Genomic DNA, 15,085 nt, shown 5'->3' with positions numbered 1-15,085 from the left:
GATATATCCTTGATGATGCACGAGAAGGGAACGACGGCATCAGCCGCCCGTCGCAATTGAACAGTTGAGGTAACTGATGAACCAAGCAACCGTCGTGGCAGATAGCGGGAAAGCGTCTCTTCAGCCGATATACCGGCAGCGGTTGACGGCATTTGGCATTGTCGGCGCGGCTCTGCTTTTGGCATCGCCTGTAGCCCTCACCATGGTCGTCAATAACTATTTGACCGCCGAAACCTTGAACCGCCCGCACCCCGGCTGGATCACCTTTTGGACGGTAACGAACATCCTAGGGTGCATTGGTCTTCTGATCGGCAGAGAGTACTTTCCGGCGGCGTCAGAGCCTGCCGCGACGAGCCACCGCAAGGGCGATCCGGTGCCTCCTGTAACGCATCACCCTGTCGGCAGATAAGGAAGGACTGCCTGCTCCACCGGGGACATCGCTAGCGGATCGACACCCGCCTCGCGCGCCTCGTGGTAGCCGCGGCACATGTCGAACAGCGCCTCGGCCTCCCACGACTCGCTGATCCGGCCCGTCAGCCGGGCAAAGGCCTCGATTTCCGGCCAGTCGGTCGGTATCTCGGCCAGCCCGTTGCTGCGCGTCGGCCGCAGCCGGAACATCGCCTCGAGGAGGTATTCGCCCGCCTCCAGGTCGGGCAGGCCCAGCGGCTCCTTAAGGCGCCGCGCCCGCTCCAGCCAGCTTTCGCCACCGCAGTCCTTGGGCACGGCGTGGAGATGGCCCCACTGCCGTGCCGCGAGGATCAGGCTTTCGAGCCGTTTCCCAGGAAGTTCGCCCGCTTGGTGGCAAAGCCCATGATCTGCTCGACGAAGGACTTCTCGCCCTGCTGGCCGTTGATCAGCTGGAGGTTCAGGAGCCAGTCGATGTCGTCGGGCGAGGTGGAAATCGCGCGATCGCCCCGCATGACGTTCTCGAACCCCTTGATGAGAGGCTTGGCGCCGGCGACCAGCGACGCGTGCAGATCCTCGAGCGACTGATCCGCATCCTGCTTGTCGGCCTTCCGCTCCGCCATCTTCGCCTTCTCGACGGCGCGCAGCGCGGCTTGCGCCGAGCGGCTCTCTGTGCCGATCACCAGCACGACGCAAGGCTTCTCGCGCTTGTCGTCCGCAAAGAGCGGCTCGCCCGTGGCGGGATGGTTGAGGTGAAGACGCGCGGCGGCTTCAGCCGCCTTGCGGCTGTCGAATTGGTTGAAGTCCATGGTTTGTAACCTTCGGGTTCGGGTTCCTAGTGGGCCGCGACGGTGAACCACGCCGCCGCAGCCCGATCACGCCCCGGCGGGGCGCGAAGCTGTCAGAGGCGGATCAGACCCGGATCACCGGCGAGTTCACCCGGACCTCGCCCGTGTAGCCCTTGTAGTTGCTGCTCGAGCGCTCCTGGTCCTGCACGTTGGCGACCTTGCCGAAGAGGTAGGCGATCTTGCCGTCCGGGTCGGTGATCTTGAACGAGACCTCGGTGTTGCTGTTGCTCTGGGCCAGCAGGATCGCCTGCCCGGCATCCGGGGCATCGGCGCGGATGGTGAAGGGCACGGCACCGCCATCCTTGGCGCCGTTGACGTGCTCGACCCGGCCATCCAGCAGATCCACGGTGATGTCGTTCGAGGTGTCGCCGATCGCACCCCAGGAGGCGATCTTGCCGATCGGCACATAGGTCAGCGCGGCGAAGCCTGCCGCATCGATCGTAGCCGGGGTGGCGACAACGGCAGCAATGACCGAGCCGATGTATGAGATGGCGTTTGCCATTGGTGATGCCCTTTCATGGCATGGGATCAGGCTCGCCGGCGGCGAGGAATGCTGATCGGAGTGTCAGGAAGCGCCCGCTGTTCGGCCCGAGGGCCAGCCCGCCGGCAGGTCAGTTCAGTGTTTTGCGGGCTTGACCTTCACCTTGACGGGATCGCCCGGGTGATCGACCTCGGGCGCCTCGATCACCTCGGTCACCGTCTTCTCTGGATCCTCGAGCGAAGGCTCCGGATCGAACTCGACCGCCAGATCGCCGGAGAGGATGAGACCGTTGACGCGCGGCCAGTTGTCGACCGAGCGGATGGTCTCGTTCGGGAGGGTGAGATCGCCGAGGCGCGGGATCACGTGCCGGGACGGCAGGTCGATGTCGCGCTTGGTCCTGTTGGTCAGCTTTGCCATGGCGAGCCTCAGTTGAAGTTGAGCAGCGAAGCGACAATGCCGGTCGCCCCGCTGATGTTGATGGCACCCGAGAGGTAGGCGGCGATGCTGTCGAGCGGGATGGCACGCGCGGCCCCTGCCGCGATGGCGCCGACGCTGTAGCCTGCGCTGACGTCCACATTGCCGATCCCCGCGACCGGATAGACCGTGCCGTCGGCCCCATCGATGACCGGCGTCAGCGCGCCCCCGGTCGGGTTGCGCAGGATGAGGATCTGCCCGGTCCCGGGCAGATAGGTGAGGACGTTCGCGGAGGTGAGCGTGGTTTCCACCAGCGCCCGCTGCCCCGGACCCGTCATCAGGGTCGGCGCGATGGTTGCCATTCGTTTGCCCTTTCGGCTGTGGTGTCAGGTAGCCCGCTTCTCGCCCTGGGGCGTCCGCCGGGCGACGGATCAGGTGATGCCACCGAGAGACCGGAACCAGGTGACCCGGAAGTTGCACATGAGCGTGCCGATGCGCTGCTCGCCGTCGCCGTTCAGCACGATGGTCAAGTCCTCCGGGAGGCAGCGGTATCCGGCGCCCATGATCGCGTGGCAGATGCAGATCTCGATGGCGTCGGCGTCGTCATCCAGCGTGTCCTCCAGATCGTCGCCGCCCACCCGCTTCACGACCACCTGCAGGAGCGTCGATCGCTCGAAGTCCTCGAGCGTCTCCGGCCGGATCCGCTCCTGCGGCGTGACGACGCCGATCACCGGCAGCTCCGTTGCGTTGATGCTCCCCGCCCAGGCCGACATCTGCTTGAGGCTGAAGAGCCGAGGATCCGCTTGCAGCGCGGCGGCAGCGAGGCTGCGGAAGAGCTTGCGCTGGTTCATGGGAAGAGGATCCTTTCGAGCTCGCAAACCCACATGGCGTCGGCGGCTGGCGAGCCCGACGGCTCGTGGTTCAAGACCCGGTAGACCTGACCATTGCCGGGCGCGATCCGATCCTCGCGCGCGAGCTCTGGCACAAGATGCCTCTGGACCTGCCAGGTCGGCGATACGATCAGGACTGGGTGGCCGTCCTGATCGACCGCTTCGAGCGGATCCTCGCGAAACAGCGAGGGGATCTCCCGCGGCGCCCCTCCCGACGGCGTGTAGCTGACCGGTGCGCCGAGCACATCGGTCAGCAGGGAGGCTACCCCGTCGAAGAGCGACATGGTCAGCGGACCGCCCCGTCGAGCAGCACGGTGCCCGTGTCCGACGGGTTGGCCGCGACCGCCACGGCCGCGCCGATCAGGAGGTTGCCGCTCGCGGTGGTGGTCGCGGCGCCCGTGGTCGCATCGCGGTAGATCTTGGCGCCCACCGTCCAAGCCTGCGCCGAGGTCTTGGGCAAGGTGAAGACGCCGCGGCGGACCAGCACGACATCCACGCCGCTCAAGGCGTCGAACTGCGCCACCCCGACGATCCCGCCGATGAGGACGAGCTGGCCGGAGACGACATCGGCGGGGGCCGGCAGAGTGATGTTCTCGCCGGGCTGCACGTAGTTTTTCATGATCGCATCCTTCTGCGCATGTTGCGGAACGACGAAGGGCGCCACCGGGGCGCCCTTTCGTCAGGTCAGGCTGGCGTCAGCAGATCAGGCGCCGACGTTCTTGAAGGAGCCACGGAACTCGACCGGCGCGGCACCGAAGATGTGGCGCGCGTTCATCGTCACCTTGTCGGGGTTCATGCCCTCGATCGTCTGGACGGTCGGAGCCTCGTAGCCGTCGAGGTAGGCGTGCTGGATCGGGGGCATGTCGCTCGAGACCAGATACCAGGCAGTGTCCGACCCGCCCGCAGCCGCGCCCAGGTTGCCGACGACGATCGGGTCGAGCGTCGCCTTGAACGGGTTCACCGTCGCATCCGTCGCCGCCGTGATGGCGGTGGCGAACTGGAGCGCCACCAGTTCCAGTGCCGGCGGCACGATCAGACGGTTCGGCTCGATCGACAGGAAGTCGTCCTTGTCGGTCGAGCCGAACGCGCGCTGCTCCCACATCGCCTTGCGGGCCGCGGCAACAGTGGTGACGCCGAGCGCGCCGCCGCTGCCGGCGAGGTTGCCGTGATCCGCGTGGAACAGAGCCTTGCCGTCCGACTTCAGCTTCGCGTTGGTCCGGAACAGCGACCAGACCATCGAGGCTTCCATCGTCCGGGCGGCCATCGAGAATTCCATCGGGATCCGGCTGAAGGCGCCCATGTCGTCGTTCACGATCGCCTCGAAGGTGATGTTGATCGTCCGACCGCGCCGCTCGACCCTCAGCCCCTCGGCCTCATCGGACAGCGTCGCCTCCTGGTACTCGCCGTTCTCCTTCACCGGCTTGAGCTGGAAGTCGCCGCCGAAGCGCACCGCATGCAGTTCACGGAAGTCGGAGGCCGAGATGGGTGCGCCGCAGACCGCCTGCCAGGTGGCGGGGCGGCGGGTGTAGGCCTCGCGCAGGGTGCGGCTCATCACCTCGGTGGTGATATAGGCGAAGTCGGAGATGCCATAGGCCCCACCCATCATCGACGTGGCCATCATCCCGCGCCTGATCGCTTCAGCATCGTTGTAGCCGCGCTGCGGCCCTGCGAGGTCCATCGCGAGCCGCTTGACCCGCAGACCGCGGTAATCCGCCGCCGGCCCGTCGGTCTTCATCATGAGAGCGCCGATCATGCCCTCCATCCTGGTCTCGACCTCGTCGCGGGTGATGGTGGCAGGACGGGAAACCGAACGGCCCGCCGGTTCCGCCGCCGCCATCGCCGCCATGAACTTCGTGCCGGCGGCCTCGGCGGAGGTGCCTTCGTCCAGCAGGACGTCAACCTCGGCTTGCGTCAGGCGGCCCGAAAGGACGAAGGGGGCAGCCATCTCACGGATGCTGCGGACCCGGGCGCGTTCCTGCGCCAGGACATCCGGTGCGGCCGCAATGGTCGGCGGTGTGGTCGGCGGGGTGGTCGGTTGCTCCGGGATCACGGCCGGATTGTCTTTGGGCATTGCTGCCTCCTTTGCGAGGGCCATCTCGGCCGGGGCGCCGCCAACTGCGGCAGGGGCGGAAGGGGCCGGGCGGCCACCCTCCGGTTTTTGTTGGATGCGCTGGCGCAGATGCTTGCCTGCAGCCATGAAGGCCATCCGGGCGGTGTCCACGGATGCGGTGAGCGGAACCTCACGCGCGGGCTCGTCGACGACAGCATCGGCAAAGCCCGCGGCAATCGCGGCTTCAGCCCCGAACCAGGTCTCGGCCTTCATGATCGCCCGCACCTCGTCGGCGCTCTTGCCCGAGGCAGCGGCGTAGACCGCCGCGTAGATATCCGCCTCGACGCCGATCCGGTCGGCCTCGCGCCGCATGTCCTCTTCCGTCCCCCAAGCCATCCCCGATGGGTCATGGATCATGAGCATGGATCCCGCGGACATGATCCGTTCAGCCCCAGCCATGAAGAGCAGGGAGGCGGCCGAGGCGGCGATGCCCTCTACCACGATCCGGCACCCGCCCGGATGACCTGCGATGATCGTCCGGATCTGCTCGCCGGCCCAGCAATGCCCGCCCATCGAGTTCAGCCGGATGGTCACCTGACCCTCCCCCAACTCGGCAAGAGCTTCCCGCACCATGCGTGGGCAGAAGTAGGCGTCCTCGTCATACATCCAGCCGGCCCAGTCATCGACGATGACGTTGCCGCTGAGAATGATCTCGCCGTTGATGATCAGGTCACTGCCTGTCTTGGGCATCGTCGCCTCCTATGGTTTCGGGTCTCGGGGCCGGTGCCTTCGCCCCGATCGGCTCGAGCTTGGCGAGCCGGTCATTCTCCTGATCTTCGACGCGCTCCCGGCGGATGGTGTCCGGATCGCGGCCGAGCTCGCGCTGCGTACGCTGCCGGCTATTGAGGCCGGCCTCGATCTCCTCGATCATCGCCGGGATCTCCTTGGTCGGATCGACGAGGATCCGACGCGGCGGCGTCCAGGTCATCTCGAACTGCAAGTCGCCCTTGCCGATCAGCCGCAAACCTTCCCGGAACCAACGCTCCAGGCCGGTGCAAACCTGACCGATCATCAGGTTGCGCTGCCACATGCGCACGAGCCGGTCCATTTCCATCCGGCCCATGCGGCCGGAAGAGAAGTTCACGCCCTTCAGGTCGCCAGCCAGCGCCTCGTAGGTGATGCCGATCCCGACCGCGACGGCAGCAAGCCCGCGCCGCATGAACTCGTCATAGCCGTCGACGGTCGGCGGAGCCGTAAAATGCGGCTTGGCACCCTCCGGAAGATGCACCACCGCGCCCGGTGCCAGATCTTCCAGCCCATCTCCCACCCCGTCCGGTCGCCGCGCCTCCGCCTCGTATTCGACGACGACCGCGAGGAGCGCGGCCATCTTCTTCTTGAGGATCTGGGCCTCCTGGTAATCGCTCAGCTCGCCAAGCGTCATCATCACCGGGGCGAGCCACGGCACGCCGCGCAAGCCCGCACGATCGAAGCGGCGGACATGGATCACGTCCTGCCACGGCACGCGGGAGGTCGTCGGCGCCTTCCGGTGCTGCACGGCACCCGGATGCTCCTGAAGCAGGTGGTAGGCCTCGATCGCGCCGGTCGGCCCGTATTCGATCCCCTCGATCACGAGGTTCGCGCCGTTGCTCTGCACGGTCTGGTCGAGCTGGTCGACCTCGATCACCTCGACCTGATAGCCGAGGATCAGCCCCGGATTGAAGCGCGGATCCCGCGGGCGGCGGCGCAGGAGGACTTCGCCGTCTGCAAACACCGTGGCCATGATGATGGCCTGCATCTCCAAGAGATCATACTCGCCCATGGCGTCGATATCCGGCGTCATCAGGTGCCGCCTGAGGATGTCCGACACCGCCTCCTTGGTGCGCTCGTCCTTGGCAGAGATCGACGGGACAATCCCCTCGCCAACCACGTTCGCCACCACGACGTCACGCGCCCGAGCGGCGTAGGGGCGGTTGCGGATCATGTCGCGGCTCAGGTTCCGAAGCCGCGCCCGCGCGCCAAAGGCCGCAGCATCCGCCGACGAGCCCGGCGCCTTCCAGCCATAGGTCCGCCGGCCGCGTGAGGCCGCATCGTAGTTCATCACCGTTTCCGCGCGGGCGCGCGCCATGACCCGCCGCGCGCCTGCCTCCGGATTGAAGAAGTGCACCACGCGGTCGATCGGGTTCATCAGAGACCTCGTGTCGTGCGGACATAGGAGACACCGAAGCGTGTCGATCCAGCTCCGGCCACCTCCGCCTCCATCGTCCTGATGCGCTTCAACATGTCATCGCCGGAGGCGAAGCTGACTTCCTCGCCGTTGCTGAGCCGGAGCTTGAGCGCGCCTTTGGCGTAGTTCGCCTTTGCGCGGTCGATTTCGCCCTGCGTCCACGCCATGCGTTATCTCCTGGTCAGATACTTGATGCCCCGGTTCGGGGCGGATTTTTCCGCAGCGCGCGGATGCCCCCCGGCGGGGAGAGGCGGTGCAGGTTCCGGCATCGCCCGCTCGCTCAGCGGCACCGGCATCTCCGGCACCACCGACACCGCGGCGGCGAAGAGGTCGCCCTGCGCTTCCTCCGGCGATCCGCCGCGCTCGGCGTCGAGCTGGTCCCATGCGGCATCCGCCATGTAGGTCCAGTGCTTGTAGCGAGCCGCAGCCTCGGCCATGACCATGGTGTCGAGGGCCTCGTTGCGCCCGTCCGGCGCCACGACAACCCATTTGCTCACCATCGCGCCCGAAGAGGCGCGCTTGAGGATCCTGACCTCGGCGACGAGCATGCGGTAGAAGGCATCCCCGAGCCCGGTGGCGAAGCGGCAATAGCCGCGCTCGTGAGGATCCGTCTTGTCGAGCCAGCTGTAGAAGTCGCCCTTCAGCTGCGAGACACCGACGATATAGCCCTGCTTGCGCTTGCGCCGCGCCATGCGGTCGGTGCGCTTGTCGAATTCCATCCGCTTCAGCGGCGGTGCGGCGGCCGAGGTCGCGCCCTTGCTGACGATGACGCGCGTGTAAGGGTGCCGAAGCGCCCAATCCCAGACATCTTCCGTGTAGGCGCCGCTGTCGATCGCCAGCACATCGAGCGCGATGCGCTTGCCGGTCTCGGTGCGCCAGGTGGCCTTCAGGAGCTGGTCGAGGGCGGCTCGACCCTCGTCCGTGCTGATGTGGTGCGGGATCACGACATAATCGATCACCCAGCGCCGATAGTTGCGGCCAAAGGCCACGATCTGCACCTCGATCCGGTCGCCCTGGTTGTCCACGCCCGCGGCGAGGATCACGCCCTCCGCCGGCACGATGCCGCGCGCGAGGGGTCTGCCCGCCTCCTCGTCCGGCTTTTCGGCACGATCGCGCAGCTTCTCCCAATCGGGGCCCTTGCTGGCCTGCTCGTAAGGCAGGCCCAGCACGTCGTTCCAGAACGTCTGCTCCGTCTGCGCATCGGCCAGCTCGGCTAGCTTGGTCTCCCCCTCCGCGCTGAGGCTGAGGCTCGTCCAGCCCATCACCTGGGCGAATTCGACGGCGATCGATGCCCAGTCCCGCTGCGGGACATAGGCGCGCCAGAGGTGGAAGCCGGGGTGATCCCCGACCGGATTATGCGCAACCCACTGTCCCGCCGCGACCATGGCCATCTTGTGGCTGTGATCGATGACGGCACCGCAGGCGTCACAGGTGAAGTGCGCGGCATGAAGCCGCTCGGGCATCAGGTTGCGCCGGAAGTTCTCCCATGTCAGTGGCGCCATTGTCCCGCAGTGCGGGCATGGCACGTGGTAATGCTCCTGCGTCGAGCGCAGGAAGGCCCGCGTGATGCGGCAGGTGCCCACGATCTGCGGCGTCGAGATCCGCACGATCTTGGCGTCCTCGAAACCCGAAGCCCGGCTCTTGGCCAGCTCTTCCGGATCGCCCTTCGGCGTCATCTCGAACTTCGACACGTCGTCCATCAGGACGAGGCGCCGCGTCGTCCCGGCAAGGTCATCCGGCGAGCCCGCGGAGGTGACCTTCAGCGTGCCGTCTCGCCGCAGGGTCTCCTGATTGTGCAGAGTGTCGGTCTGGACCCCCTTGCCGTCTCCGAACGTCCGCAGCAGCGACGGCGCCTGGCGGCGCATCGGCATCCACTTCGTCCGCACCCATTCCGTCGCAGACGAGGTGGTTGGATGCACCACCAGGCTGTCGAGCGGCCCATTCTCGTGCCAGGCCGCAAGCGTCGGGTTCAGCACCGAGACCGTCTTGCCCCACTGCGCCGAGCCGCGCACCGTCACCTCCCGGCTCGGATGCTCCGGCGACAGAACCTCGTGGATCCGGCGCAGGAATGGAAACCGATCGATCCGGAACTTGCCCGGAAACGGCGAGCGCTCGTCGAACTCGATGTTCTCCTCGCACCACCGGGTGATGTCTGGCGGCGGAGCAGGCAGCATCGCGGCGGCGATGCCTCTCAGCACCGCGGCCTCTGCCGACGACAAAAAGCCCATCAGACATCTGCCTCGTGTTCTGCCGCCGATAGCTGGATGCCGGCAGCCTCAGCCGCCAGCCCTTCCGACTGCCGCGCGCGGTGAGCCCGCCACTCGGCCACGAGGATCTGCCGGGCCTCGCGGTAGTCGACCCCCAGCCGATCGGCGATGGCCCGGGCACCATCCCGCAGCACCGCTTCGAACTGGCCCATCTCTCTCGCGATCAACTTGCCGGCGCTGCGCTCGACCTCCTCGGCCAGCACCCAACGGCCCTCGTCGCGCTCGTTGTCCCGACGCTTCCGGCGCGCGTCCTCTTCTGCGTTCTGGATCCGGGCGAGCTCGTAACGATCCGGGTCGCGCGGCTCGAGCAGCGTGTCCCACCGCGCAGCCTTCGGCTTTGGAGCCTGACGATCTGCCGGTGCCTCCGGCGCATCCTCGACGCCTAGCTTCTTCAGCGCTGCTTTGGTCTGGGCGCCGTTCCCGAGCAGCTGCCCCGGATCGAGGCCGCGCTCCAGCGCCTTCTTCACGAGATCCAGATCGAAGAGCCGCTGGCGCCCGTCGCCGACATAGCAGCCCGCCAACACACCCTCGCGCACATATTGCGACACCCGGGCCTTGGAGACGCCAAGGCGCTGAGCCAGCGTCGTGGCGTTCATCTGCACATCCGCCTCCGGTTCAGTGGTAAAGGACCGCCGGCTTTGTTAAGCTGCGGTTGGTTAAGGCTTTCCGCCAAGTTAAGCGCGGCAGAACTGTCGGGGTGCGAATTACCCGCGTGGCAGGATCGGCCCGGAAGGACCCGACGCCCCTACCCGCTCGATCCGAACCGCTTCTCGATCATCTTGCCTAGCGTCCGGGCCAGATGCCCCGGCAGCTTCTCGCGCCAGACCTGCTCGGCACCATCGAAGAAGCCGAGCCTTTGCTGATAGACCGGCACCACCGGCGACAGCACCGCGATGATGCCGATCTGGCCGCTGGCCTCGCGCTTGTAGATCGCGGGTGTGAGCCCGCTCTTCGGGACGAAGTACGTGGCGCGCTTCCGGTTGCGGCGCTTTGAGGCCGCTGTCGTGTTCGCCGCCCTGTCGCCCTGAGCCTGCAGCCCCGACAGCACCTGGTTGCGCTCGCCCCTCGACCAGTTCCCGTAGGCATCGAGGCGGGCATTGTCCGCCGGGATGATCGACTGGATCACCCCCTCGAAGGCCAAGCTGCGCGACAGCAGACGCTCGAACCCGGTCTGCCCGCGCGGCCCGCCCTCCTCCTGAACCTTCAGGTAGTGGCGCAGCGCAACCGACGGCCGCTCCTGCACCGCGGCCTCGAGGGTGTTGCCCCTCGCCCTGACCACCATGAAGGCGTTTTGCGTGAACCGGGTGGGCCGGTCGAAGACCACCTTCATCCGGTCCTGAACATGTGCCAGCACATCGGCAGCAGTATCGTTCAGCGCCCAGGTTGCCGCGATCCGTGCGTCGCGGGCGGTGAGATCCATCGCCCCTCGGAAGGCTTGGGTGTCGAGGCCGAACGATATGCTCATGCCTGCCTCAGGAAAAGAAAAAGCCCGCGCGGCAGGACCGGGCGGGCGGAAGGTATGGGTGACATCGAGGGCTATCTGCGCACCTCTCCGATGATGCCAATCTGTCGATTTGTTTTGGTCACGTCAAGCGCTTGATCAAGCCCACGCTGCCAGAAGCGCATCCAGGCCACGTTGGAGCCTGTCGAGATGCCGCGCCTCGTGCCTGCTATGGATGCAGCCCGCCATGCTGCGCAACGACTGGTCGTCCAGCAGCACATGCTGGATCACAGGGCGGGCGAAGACCGGCACCGCCTCCCACATCTGGAAGAACTTGCGCCGCCGGTCCATCCGCTCCACCTCGGGATCGTCGCCGCCGGCGCGCCTGTCGATGCGCAATGCGGCGAGAGGATCGCGCTGCGGCAGCCCTGCTGCCGCTTCGACCAGCTCGGCCGCGATGTTCGCCTGCCGGTCCGACAGCTTGCCCTTGCGGTGATACCGCACGATCCATGTCTCACGCCTCGTGCGGATGACGCCATTCGGGTTCACTGCCTTGCCCGTCTTAGGGTCTAGCGTGGTCACCTCCTCGATCACCTTGCCCCGCACTTGCCGCTTGGTCAGCGGCCCGAGATCCCAGGGCGTCGCCCGCAACGTTGCCATATCCATCTTCATCGCCTTCATGCCGCCTGCCCCTTGTCGCCTTGTGCCCGCTTGTCCCGCCCCGCCGACACGATCTCACGACCGCGCCGCAGATCATCCTCATAGGCGAGCAGGAAGGCCCGATCCTCGGCCGTCGCGCTCTCGCGCTCGATGCGGCCCCTGATCAGGTTCATCGCGCGCTGGTTCGCTTCGGCATCCTCACGGATCTTGCGCTTGTCCATCACCATCGGCGGACGACCGTGCGCGCGCAGGAAGCGCAGCAGCTCGACCAGGTAGCCGCCGAGTTCGGCCTGCGGCCCTTCGATCGACGCGAGCCAACTGGTGACGATCCGGGCCTCCGTCACAGGCCGCTCCTGCAGCCCGCGCGCCAGACCGCGGATCACCACCTCGGACGGGCAGACGTTGCGCTTTGGTCCCTCGGCATGATCCAGCACCAGCTCAGCCAGCGTGATCAGGTTCTCCCGACCCATGTAGGACAGGAAGTCCGCCAGCTTCGCCATCACCTCGGCAAACCCCGCCTCCGGCATGCCCTTCGGCCTGACCAGCCCGGCATCCGTCAGGCGCTGCACGAAGCACTCGCGCACCCGCGCCTTTCCGCTCCCGCCGTCATCGTCTTGCTCTACGGTCATCGTATTGCCCTTTTCCCCAGCCAGCCCGGTTTCCATCTGCTCGTCGGCCTCCCCTTGCAGGAAGGATGTTCTGTCAGGTTCTGTATGGTCTTGTCCTGTAGGGCAATTTCACCGAGAGACCTGAAAACGCAGGTGAAATCACCTGCAATCCTTGCTGAAACCCGGTGAAATCATTTCACCTGATTGCAGCGCATTTCACTTCGATTGCACCACCCGAGGGACACCAGCGGCGACCTCCAGAGCAGCTCGGACATTGTCATCGGTGATGTAGAGACCATGCTCCGACAGCCATGCGGTGATGGCCGTCAGCACCGTGCCATTCTCCGCCATTCGGCTGTTGCCCATGGCCACCAGCTTCTTCTTCACCCGCGTCCGTGCCAACGCCAGCGCCGCGGCATCGCGCGACTGCTCGCGCCCGCGCTTTCGCTTGAACATGTCGACGGCGATCTTCTCGATCATCCGGTGACCGAGCCGCCGCTCGTCTCCGGGAGGCGCCTCGCCTTCGACATGCACCACCGACCAGCCGTAGAGCGCACCCGCCCGAGCCTCGGCCCAGCCATCCAGGTCGGAGCCGTAGCCGGCGAGCCGCGCCAGCGTCAGATCATCATCGGGCAGCGTGCCGGCAGGATCCTGGCGGAAGGCCTCGCACCACAGGATCACGGCGGTGCCGATGTCGGCCCGCCTGCCCTGCGCCAGCGCCCGCGCCACGAAACGCGAGGTGAGCAGCCGGTTGATGTAGAGCGGCACCCAATCGTGGTTCGACAGCGTGTCGCCCCAGTGCAGCGGGTAGACCCAGAAGTCCTCGAGGATCTCGCTCATGCACCATCCCTCCGCCGCTGCGTCGGCCCCTGGAGGCGGTCCATGAAGGGGGCCGTCATGCCGCCACCTTCCAGCGCCCGCCGCTTGGCCGATCGATCATCTCGCAGGTCCACATTGCCTTGCGCGTCTTGGCCGCGGCCGCGGCCATTTCCGCCACCACTTGCTGCCGGCGAAACTCGGCGACGCTGATCGAGGTGTGGCGTTTGATGTTCCGTTTCTTCAAGCCGAGCCGCGCCGCGCCCTGCAGGATGGTGTTGTGGCGGACGCCGTAGAACTCGGTCAAGGCCGCGAGGCCGACCCCCGCGCGCCACATGTCCGCAAAGTCGGCACAGGGTTTCCAGGTCAGATGCTCGTTGTGGCCCCGCGGGCGCGGGCCGAAACGCCGGGCCGCGGCGCGCTGCTGGACGCACTGGTAGCTCAGACCCATGCGCTCCGCGATCTTCTGGAGGGTCAGGCTCCTGTCGAGCCAGAGCTTGCGAAACTCGGCTGTCGTCACGGTTGCACCCCGGAAAAGGCTGGGGGCGAGGTCCTTCTCACAGCACCGCCCCCAAGGCCACGCCGAGCCAGAAGGCCAGAGTAACGCCGAAAGCGAGTGCAGCACCGCGTGGCTCTGGGTCCGCAGTGAAAGGGTCTGGGACAGGTGTCGAAGAGCTCATGCGCGTCTCCTTTCAATTTCCTTGGCCAAAAACTTTTGCCAGCCGGTCAGGCGCTCGGCGGCGATGCGGAGGGCAGCGCCCCCCGCTCGTGAGCGCCAGGATGAGCAGCGTGACCGCTGCCCAAGCGGGGTAGAGCATCAGGAGCCGCATCATCCCCGCCCCTCGAGAAAGTCGGTGAACCTGCGTCCGGCCAGCGCCACGACGTCGCCGCTCGGGCGGTTTGCGCCTTGCCACCAATTGACGGCGGTCTGGTAGCGGACGCCGTAGCAGACCGCGACCTCCTCCGGGCTCCGATAGTTTGCCCGCAGGAACTCGGCCCAGAGGTCGGCGAAGCGCGCGCGAAAACAGCGCGGGTCAAAAACTTTGGTATGGGACATTTGCGTCTCTCCTGAGCCATCATGTGCTTGTGAGGACGCATGACGATCAGAGAGAGGATGGTGCAGCGGGGCGGTCATTCGGCCGCCTCGTTAGCAACGAAAGCACCGTTAGGTGCCTCGGCAAAGCTGAAGGCGGACGTCGGACAGTCGATCCCAAGCGCATCGCAGTGAGCCTTGACAATAACGTACCACTTCGCAGGGAAACGGCCTTCAACCACTGCGTTGCTGACGGCCGTCTTGCCGACGCCCAGGTCCGTTGCCAGACGGCGACGACCAACAGCCTCACATATTTCATGGACATTGCTCATGACGACGATTTTTGGTCCATTCTTTGTGGATCGTCAAGGGTCCACGTGGAAGGTGATCCACAAAAAATGGGCCTTTGCTATAAATAGGCCATGCAGATCAACGAAAAAATAACTGCCGCGATGACCGGCGACGACAGCAAGAAGGCTCAGGCAATCCGCCTACGGGCCGCCCGCCTCCTAGCAGGGCTGGACCAGCGGCAGCTGAGCGACCAAGTGGGGTTGAAAAAAACCGCTATCAGCAACATGGAAGTAGCGCTCAGCTACCCCAGTCTGCCCGTGATGAGGTATCTATACCGAGCTCACCGAGTGGATTTCAACTTTCTCATCAACGGCGATTTCGCTCAGCTTCCCGGCGACGTTCAGGAGAGGATCTTTCCGCTTTTATGCGACGCAAGAACTGAATGGGATCGAAGAGAAGGTTCCGGCTCACGCCGCATTTCCGAGCGAGGCGCGCCAGCGTCACCCACCAATGAAGATCCATGACACCCCCCGATGTTCTTGATGTGTTCACATTAAGCGACAATCCGCCGTTTGGTCAACACGCCAGTCCTAGCGCCTGCCTGCCCCGCCGCGCCCAGCTCCGCTGTTCGACACAACATCTTGTTCGCGACTCACT

General features: G+C 66.0%; 22 protein-coding genes. 2 read left to right on the top strand and 20 right to left on the bottom strand.

The genetic code is table 11. The features are described 5' to 3' along the window. Nucleotides 1–76 precede the first annotated feature (76 nt). Nucleotides 77–409, top strand: a complete 333-nt coding sequence (locus AC3A5Z_RS09785) for a hypothetical protein (protein ID WP_487519166.1) — start codon at nt 77–79, stop codon at nt 407–409. Here AC3A5Z_RS09785 and AC3A5Z_RS09780 read toward each other — a convergent pair. The 20 genes from AC3A5Z_RS09780 to AC3A5Z_RS09685 form a co-directional block, all read right to left on the bottom strand. Beyond that, nucleotides 391–723, bottom strand: a complete 333-nt coding sequence (locus tag AC3A5Z_RS09780) for a phage tail assembly chaperone (RefSeq protein WP_487519165.1) — start codon at nt 721–723, stop codon at nt 391–393. The genes AC3A5Z_RS09785 and AC3A5Z_RS09780 overlap by 19 nt on opposite strands. 35 nt (nt 724–758) lie before the next feature. Beyond that, the gene (locus AC3A5Z_RS09775) at nt 759–1,214 is read right to left on the bottom strand and encodes a hypothetical protein (RefSeq protein WP_487519164.1); all 456 of its coding nucleotides are present in this window, start codon (nt 1,212–1,214) and stop codon (nt 759–761) included. A gap of 103 nt (nt 1,215–1,317) precedes the next feature. Beyond that, nucleotides 1,318–1,755, bottom strand: coding sequence for a hypothetical protein (locus AC3A5Z_RS09770; RefSeq protein WP_487519163.1), 438 nt, complete (start codon nt 1,753–1,755; stop codon nt 1,318–1,320). A 114-nt stretch (nt 1,756–1,869) separates the two neighbouring features. Continuing rightward, entirely contained in the window at nt 1,870–2,151 is a 282-nt protein-coding gene (locus AC3A5Z_RS09765; RefSeq protein ID WP_487519162.1) for a hypothetical protein, read from the bottom strand. A gap of 8 nt (nt 2,152–2,159) precedes the next feature. Beyond that, complete coding sequence (locus AC3A5Z_RS09760) at nt 2,160–2,510, bottom strand: hypothetical protein (RefSeq protein WP_487519161.1); 351 nt, start codon at nt 2,508–2,510, stop codon at nt 2,160–2,162. Nucleotides 2,511–2,579: 69 nt separating this feature from the next. After that, entirely contained in the window at nt 2,580–2,999 is a 420-nt protein-coding gene (locus tag AC3A5Z_RS09755; protein ID WP_487519160.1) for a hypothetical protein, read from the bottom strand. Beyond that, nucleotides 2,996–3,322, bottom strand: a complete 327-nt coding sequence (locus AC3A5Z_RS09750; protein ID WP_487519159.1) for a head-tail joining protein — start codon at nt 3,320–3,322, stop codon at nt 2,996–2,998. Before AC3A5Z_RS09750 ends, AC3A5Z_RS09755 begins: the two co-directional genes overlap by 4 nt. A 2-nt stretch (nt 3,323–3,324) precedes the next feature. Beyond that, on the bottom strand, nt 3,325–3,657 hold the full coding sequence (locus AC3A5Z_RS09745; protein ID WP_487519158.1) for a DUF2190 family protein: 333 nt from the start codon (nt 3,655–3,657) through the stop codon (nt 3,325–3,327). An 84-nt stretch (nt 3,658–3,741) separates the two neighbouring features. Continuing rightward, complete coding sequence (locus tag AC3A5Z_RS09740) at nt 3,742–5,838, bottom strand: head maturation protease, ClpP-related (RefSeq protein WP_487519157.1); 2,097 nt, start codon at nt 5,836–5,838, stop codon at nt 3,742–3,744. Next, the gene (locus AC3A5Z_RS09735) at nt 5,819–7,273 is read right to left on the bottom strand and encodes a phage portal protein (protein WP_487519156.1); all 1,455 of its coding nucleotides are present in this window, start codon (nt 7,271–7,273) and stop codon (nt 5,819–5,821) included. Before AC3A5Z_RS09735 ends, AC3A5Z_RS09740 begins: the two co-directional genes overlap by 20 nt. After that, nucleotides 7,273–7,479, bottom strand: coding sequence for a phage head-tail joining protein (locus tag AC3A5Z_RS09730; RefSeq protein WP_487519155.1), 207 nt, complete (start codon nt 7,477–7,479; stop codon nt 7,273–7,275). The genes AC3A5Z_RS09735 and AC3A5Z_RS09730 overlap by 1 nt, the downstream gene beginning before the upstream one ends. 3 nt (nt 7,480–7,482) lie before the next feature. Continuing rightward, on the bottom strand, nt 7,483–9,540 hold the full coding sequence (locus tag AC3A5Z_RS09725; RefSeq protein ID WP_487519154.1) for a phage terminase large subunit family protein: 2,058 nt from the start codon (nt 9,538–9,540) through the stop codon (nt 7,483–7,485). Further along, a complete protein-coding gene (locus AC3A5Z_RS09720) occupies nt 9,540–10,175 on the bottom strand; it encodes a hypothetical protein (protein WP_487519153.1) in 636 nt (211 codons plus the stop codon). Before AC3A5Z_RS09720 ends, AC3A5Z_RS09725 begins: the two co-directional genes overlap by 1 nt. 149 nt (nt 10,176–10,324) lie before the next feature. Further along, nucleotides 10,325–10,999 (bottom strand): hypothetical protein, encoded by a 675-nt coding sequence (locus AC3A5Z_RS09715; protein WP_487519600.1) that lies wholly within the window; start codon nt 10,997–10,999, stop codon nt 10,325–10,327. 180 nt (nt 11,000–11,179) lie between these two features. Continuing rightward, a complete protein-coding gene (locus AC3A5Z_RS09710; protein WP_487519152.1) occupies nt 11,180–11,701 on the bottom strand; it encodes a hypothetical protein in 522 nt (173 codons plus the stop codon). After that, nucleotides 11,698–12,345, bottom strand: a complete 648-nt coding sequence (locus AC3A5Z_RS09705) for a hypothetical protein (RefSeq protein ID WP_487519151.1) — start codon at nt 12,343–12,345, stop codon at nt 11,698–11,700. The genes AC3A5Z_RS09710 and AC3A5Z_RS09705 overlap by 4 nt, the downstream gene beginning before the upstream one ends. A gap of 159 nt (nt 12,346–12,504) precedes the next feature. Further along, nucleotides 12,505–13,128 carry a DUF1376 domain-containing protein gene (locus tag AC3A5Z_RS09700; protein WP_487519150.1) on the bottom strand — a complete coding sequence of 208 codons (624 nt, stop codon included), beginning with the start codon at nt 13,126–13,128 and terminating at the stop codon, nt 12,505–12,507. Nucleotides 13,129–13,183: 55 nt separating this feature from the next. Next, nucleotides 13,184–13,624, bottom strand: a complete 441-nt coding sequence (locus tag AC3A5Z_RS09695; protein ID WP_487519149.1) for a winged helix-turn-helix domain-containing protein — start codon at nt 13,622–13,624, stop codon at nt 13,184–13,186. A 309-nt stretch (nt 13,625–13,933) separates the two neighbouring features. Then, entirely contained in the window at nt 13,934–14,161 is a 228-nt protein-coding gene (locus AC3A5Z_RS09690) for a hypothetical protein (RefSeq protein WP_487519148.1), read from the bottom strand. Between the two features lie 74 nt (nt 14,162–14,235). Next, nucleotides 14,236–14,469: a helix-turn-helix domain-containing protein gene (locus AC3A5Z_RS09685; RefSeq protein ID WP_487519147.1), complete on the bottom strand. Its 234-nt coding sequence runs from the start codon at nt 14,467–14,469 to the stop codon at nt 14,236–14,238. Nucleotides 14,470–14,559: 90 nt separating this feature from the next. On the opposite strand from AC3A5Z_RS09685, the gene AC3A5Z_RS09680 reads away from it, so the two are divergent. Continuing rightward, complete coding sequence (locus tag AC3A5Z_RS09680) at nt 14,560–14,952, top strand: helix-turn-helix domain-containing protein (protein WP_487519146.1); 393 nt, start codon at nt 14,560–14,562, stop codon at nt 14,950–14,952. Nucleotides 14,953–15,085 lie beyond the last annotated feature (133 nt).

This window comes from Cereibacter sp. Soil_C_27 (assembly GCF_057657095.1).
Note: the sequence above shows the minus strand (reverse complement) of the source record. Positions and strands in the feature narration are given on the sequence as shown.

What these genes read in the sequence shown, in the direction of transcription:
- AC3A5Z_RS09785 (WP_487519166.1), top strand. Translation starts at nt 77, where the DNA reads ATGAACCAAGCAACCGTCGTGGCAGATAGCGGGAAAGCGTCTCTTCAG.
- AC3A5Z_RS09775 (WP_487519164.1), bottom strand. Translation starts at nt 1,214, where the DNA reads ATGGACTTCAACCAATTCGACAGCCGCAAGGCGGCTGAAGCCGCCGCG.
- AC3A5Z_RS09770 (WP_487519163.1), bottom strand. Translation starts at nt 1,755, where the DNA reads ATGGCAAACGCCATCTCATACATCGGCTCGGTCATTGCTGCCGTTGTC.
- AC3A5Z_RS09765 (WP_487519162.1), bottom strand. Translation starts at nt 2,151, where the DNA reads ATGGCAAAGCTGACCAACAGGACCAAGCGCGACATCGACCTGCCGTCC.
- AC3A5Z_RS09760 (WP_487519161.1), bottom strand. Translation starts at nt 2,510, where the DNA reads ATGGCAACCATCGCGCCGACCCTGATGACGGGTCCGGGGCAGCGGGCG.
- AC3A5Z_RS09755 (WP_487519160.1), bottom strand. Translation starts at nt 2,999, where the DNA reads ATGAACCAGCGCAAGCTCTTCCGCAGCCTCGCTGCCGCCGCGCTGCAA.
- AC3A5Z_RS09750 (WP_487519159.1), bottom strand. Translation starts at nt 3,322, where the DNA reads ATGTCGCTCTTCGACGGGGTAGCCTCCCTGCTGACCGATGTGCTCGGC.
- AC3A5Z_RS09745 (WP_487519158.1), bottom strand. Translation starts at nt 3,657, where the DNA reads ATGAAAAACTACGTGCAGCCCGGCGAGAACATCACTCTGCCGGCCCCC.
- AC3A5Z_RS09740 (WP_487519157.1), bottom strand. Translation starts at nt 5,838, where the DNA reads ATGCCCAAGACAGGCAGTGACCTGATCATCAACGGCGAGATCATTCTC.
- AC3A5Z_RS09735 (WP_487519156.1), bottom strand. Translation starts at nt 7,273, where the DNA reads ATGAACCCGATCGACCGCGTGGTGCACTTCTTCAATCCGGAGGCAGGC.
- AC3A5Z_RS09730 (WP_487519155.1), bottom strand. Translation starts at nt 7,479, where the DNA reads ATGGCGTGGACGCAGGGCGAAATCGACCGCGCAAAGGCGAACTACGCC.
- AC3A5Z_RS09725 (WP_487519154.1), bottom strand. Translation starts at nt 9,540, where the DNA reads ATGGGCTTTTTGTCGTCGGCAGAGGCCGCGGTGCTGAGAGGCATCGCC.
- AC3A5Z_RS09720 (WP_487519153.1), bottom strand. Translation starts at nt 10,175, where the DNA reads ATGAACGCCACGACGCTGGCTCAGCGCCTTGGCGTCTCCAAGGCCCGG.
- AC3A5Z_RS09715 (WP_487519600.1), bottom strand. Translation starts at nt 10,999, where the DNA reads ATGGATCTCACCGCCCGCGACGCACGGATCGCGGCAACCTGGGCGCTG.
- AC3A5Z_RS09710 (WP_487519152.1), bottom strand. Translation starts at nt 11,701, where the DNA reads ATGAAGGCGATGAAGATGGATATGGCAACGTTGCGGGCGACGCCCTGG.
- AC3A5Z_RS09705 (WP_487519151.1), bottom strand. Translation starts at nt 12,345, where the DNA reads ATGGAAACCGGGCTGGCTGGGGAAAAGGGCAATACGATGACCGTAGAG.
- AC3A5Z_RS09700 (WP_487519150.1), bottom strand. Translation starts at nt 13,128, where the DNA reads ATGAGCGAGATCCTCGAGGACTTCTGGGTCTACCCGCTGCACTGGGGC.
- AC3A5Z_RS09690 (WP_487519148.1), bottom strand. Translation starts at nt 14,161, where the DNA reads ATGTCCCATACCAAAGTTTTTGACCCGCGCTGTTTTCGCGCGCGCTTC.
- AC3A5Z_RS09685 (WP_487519147.1), bottom strand. Translation starts at nt 14,469, where the DNA reads ATGAGCAATGTCCATGAAATATGTGAGGCTGTTGGTCGTCGCCGTCTG.
- AC3A5Z_RS09680 (WP_487519146.1), top strand. Translation starts at nt 14,560, where the DNA reads ATGCAGATCAACGAAAAAATAACTGCCGCGATGACCGGCGACGACAGC.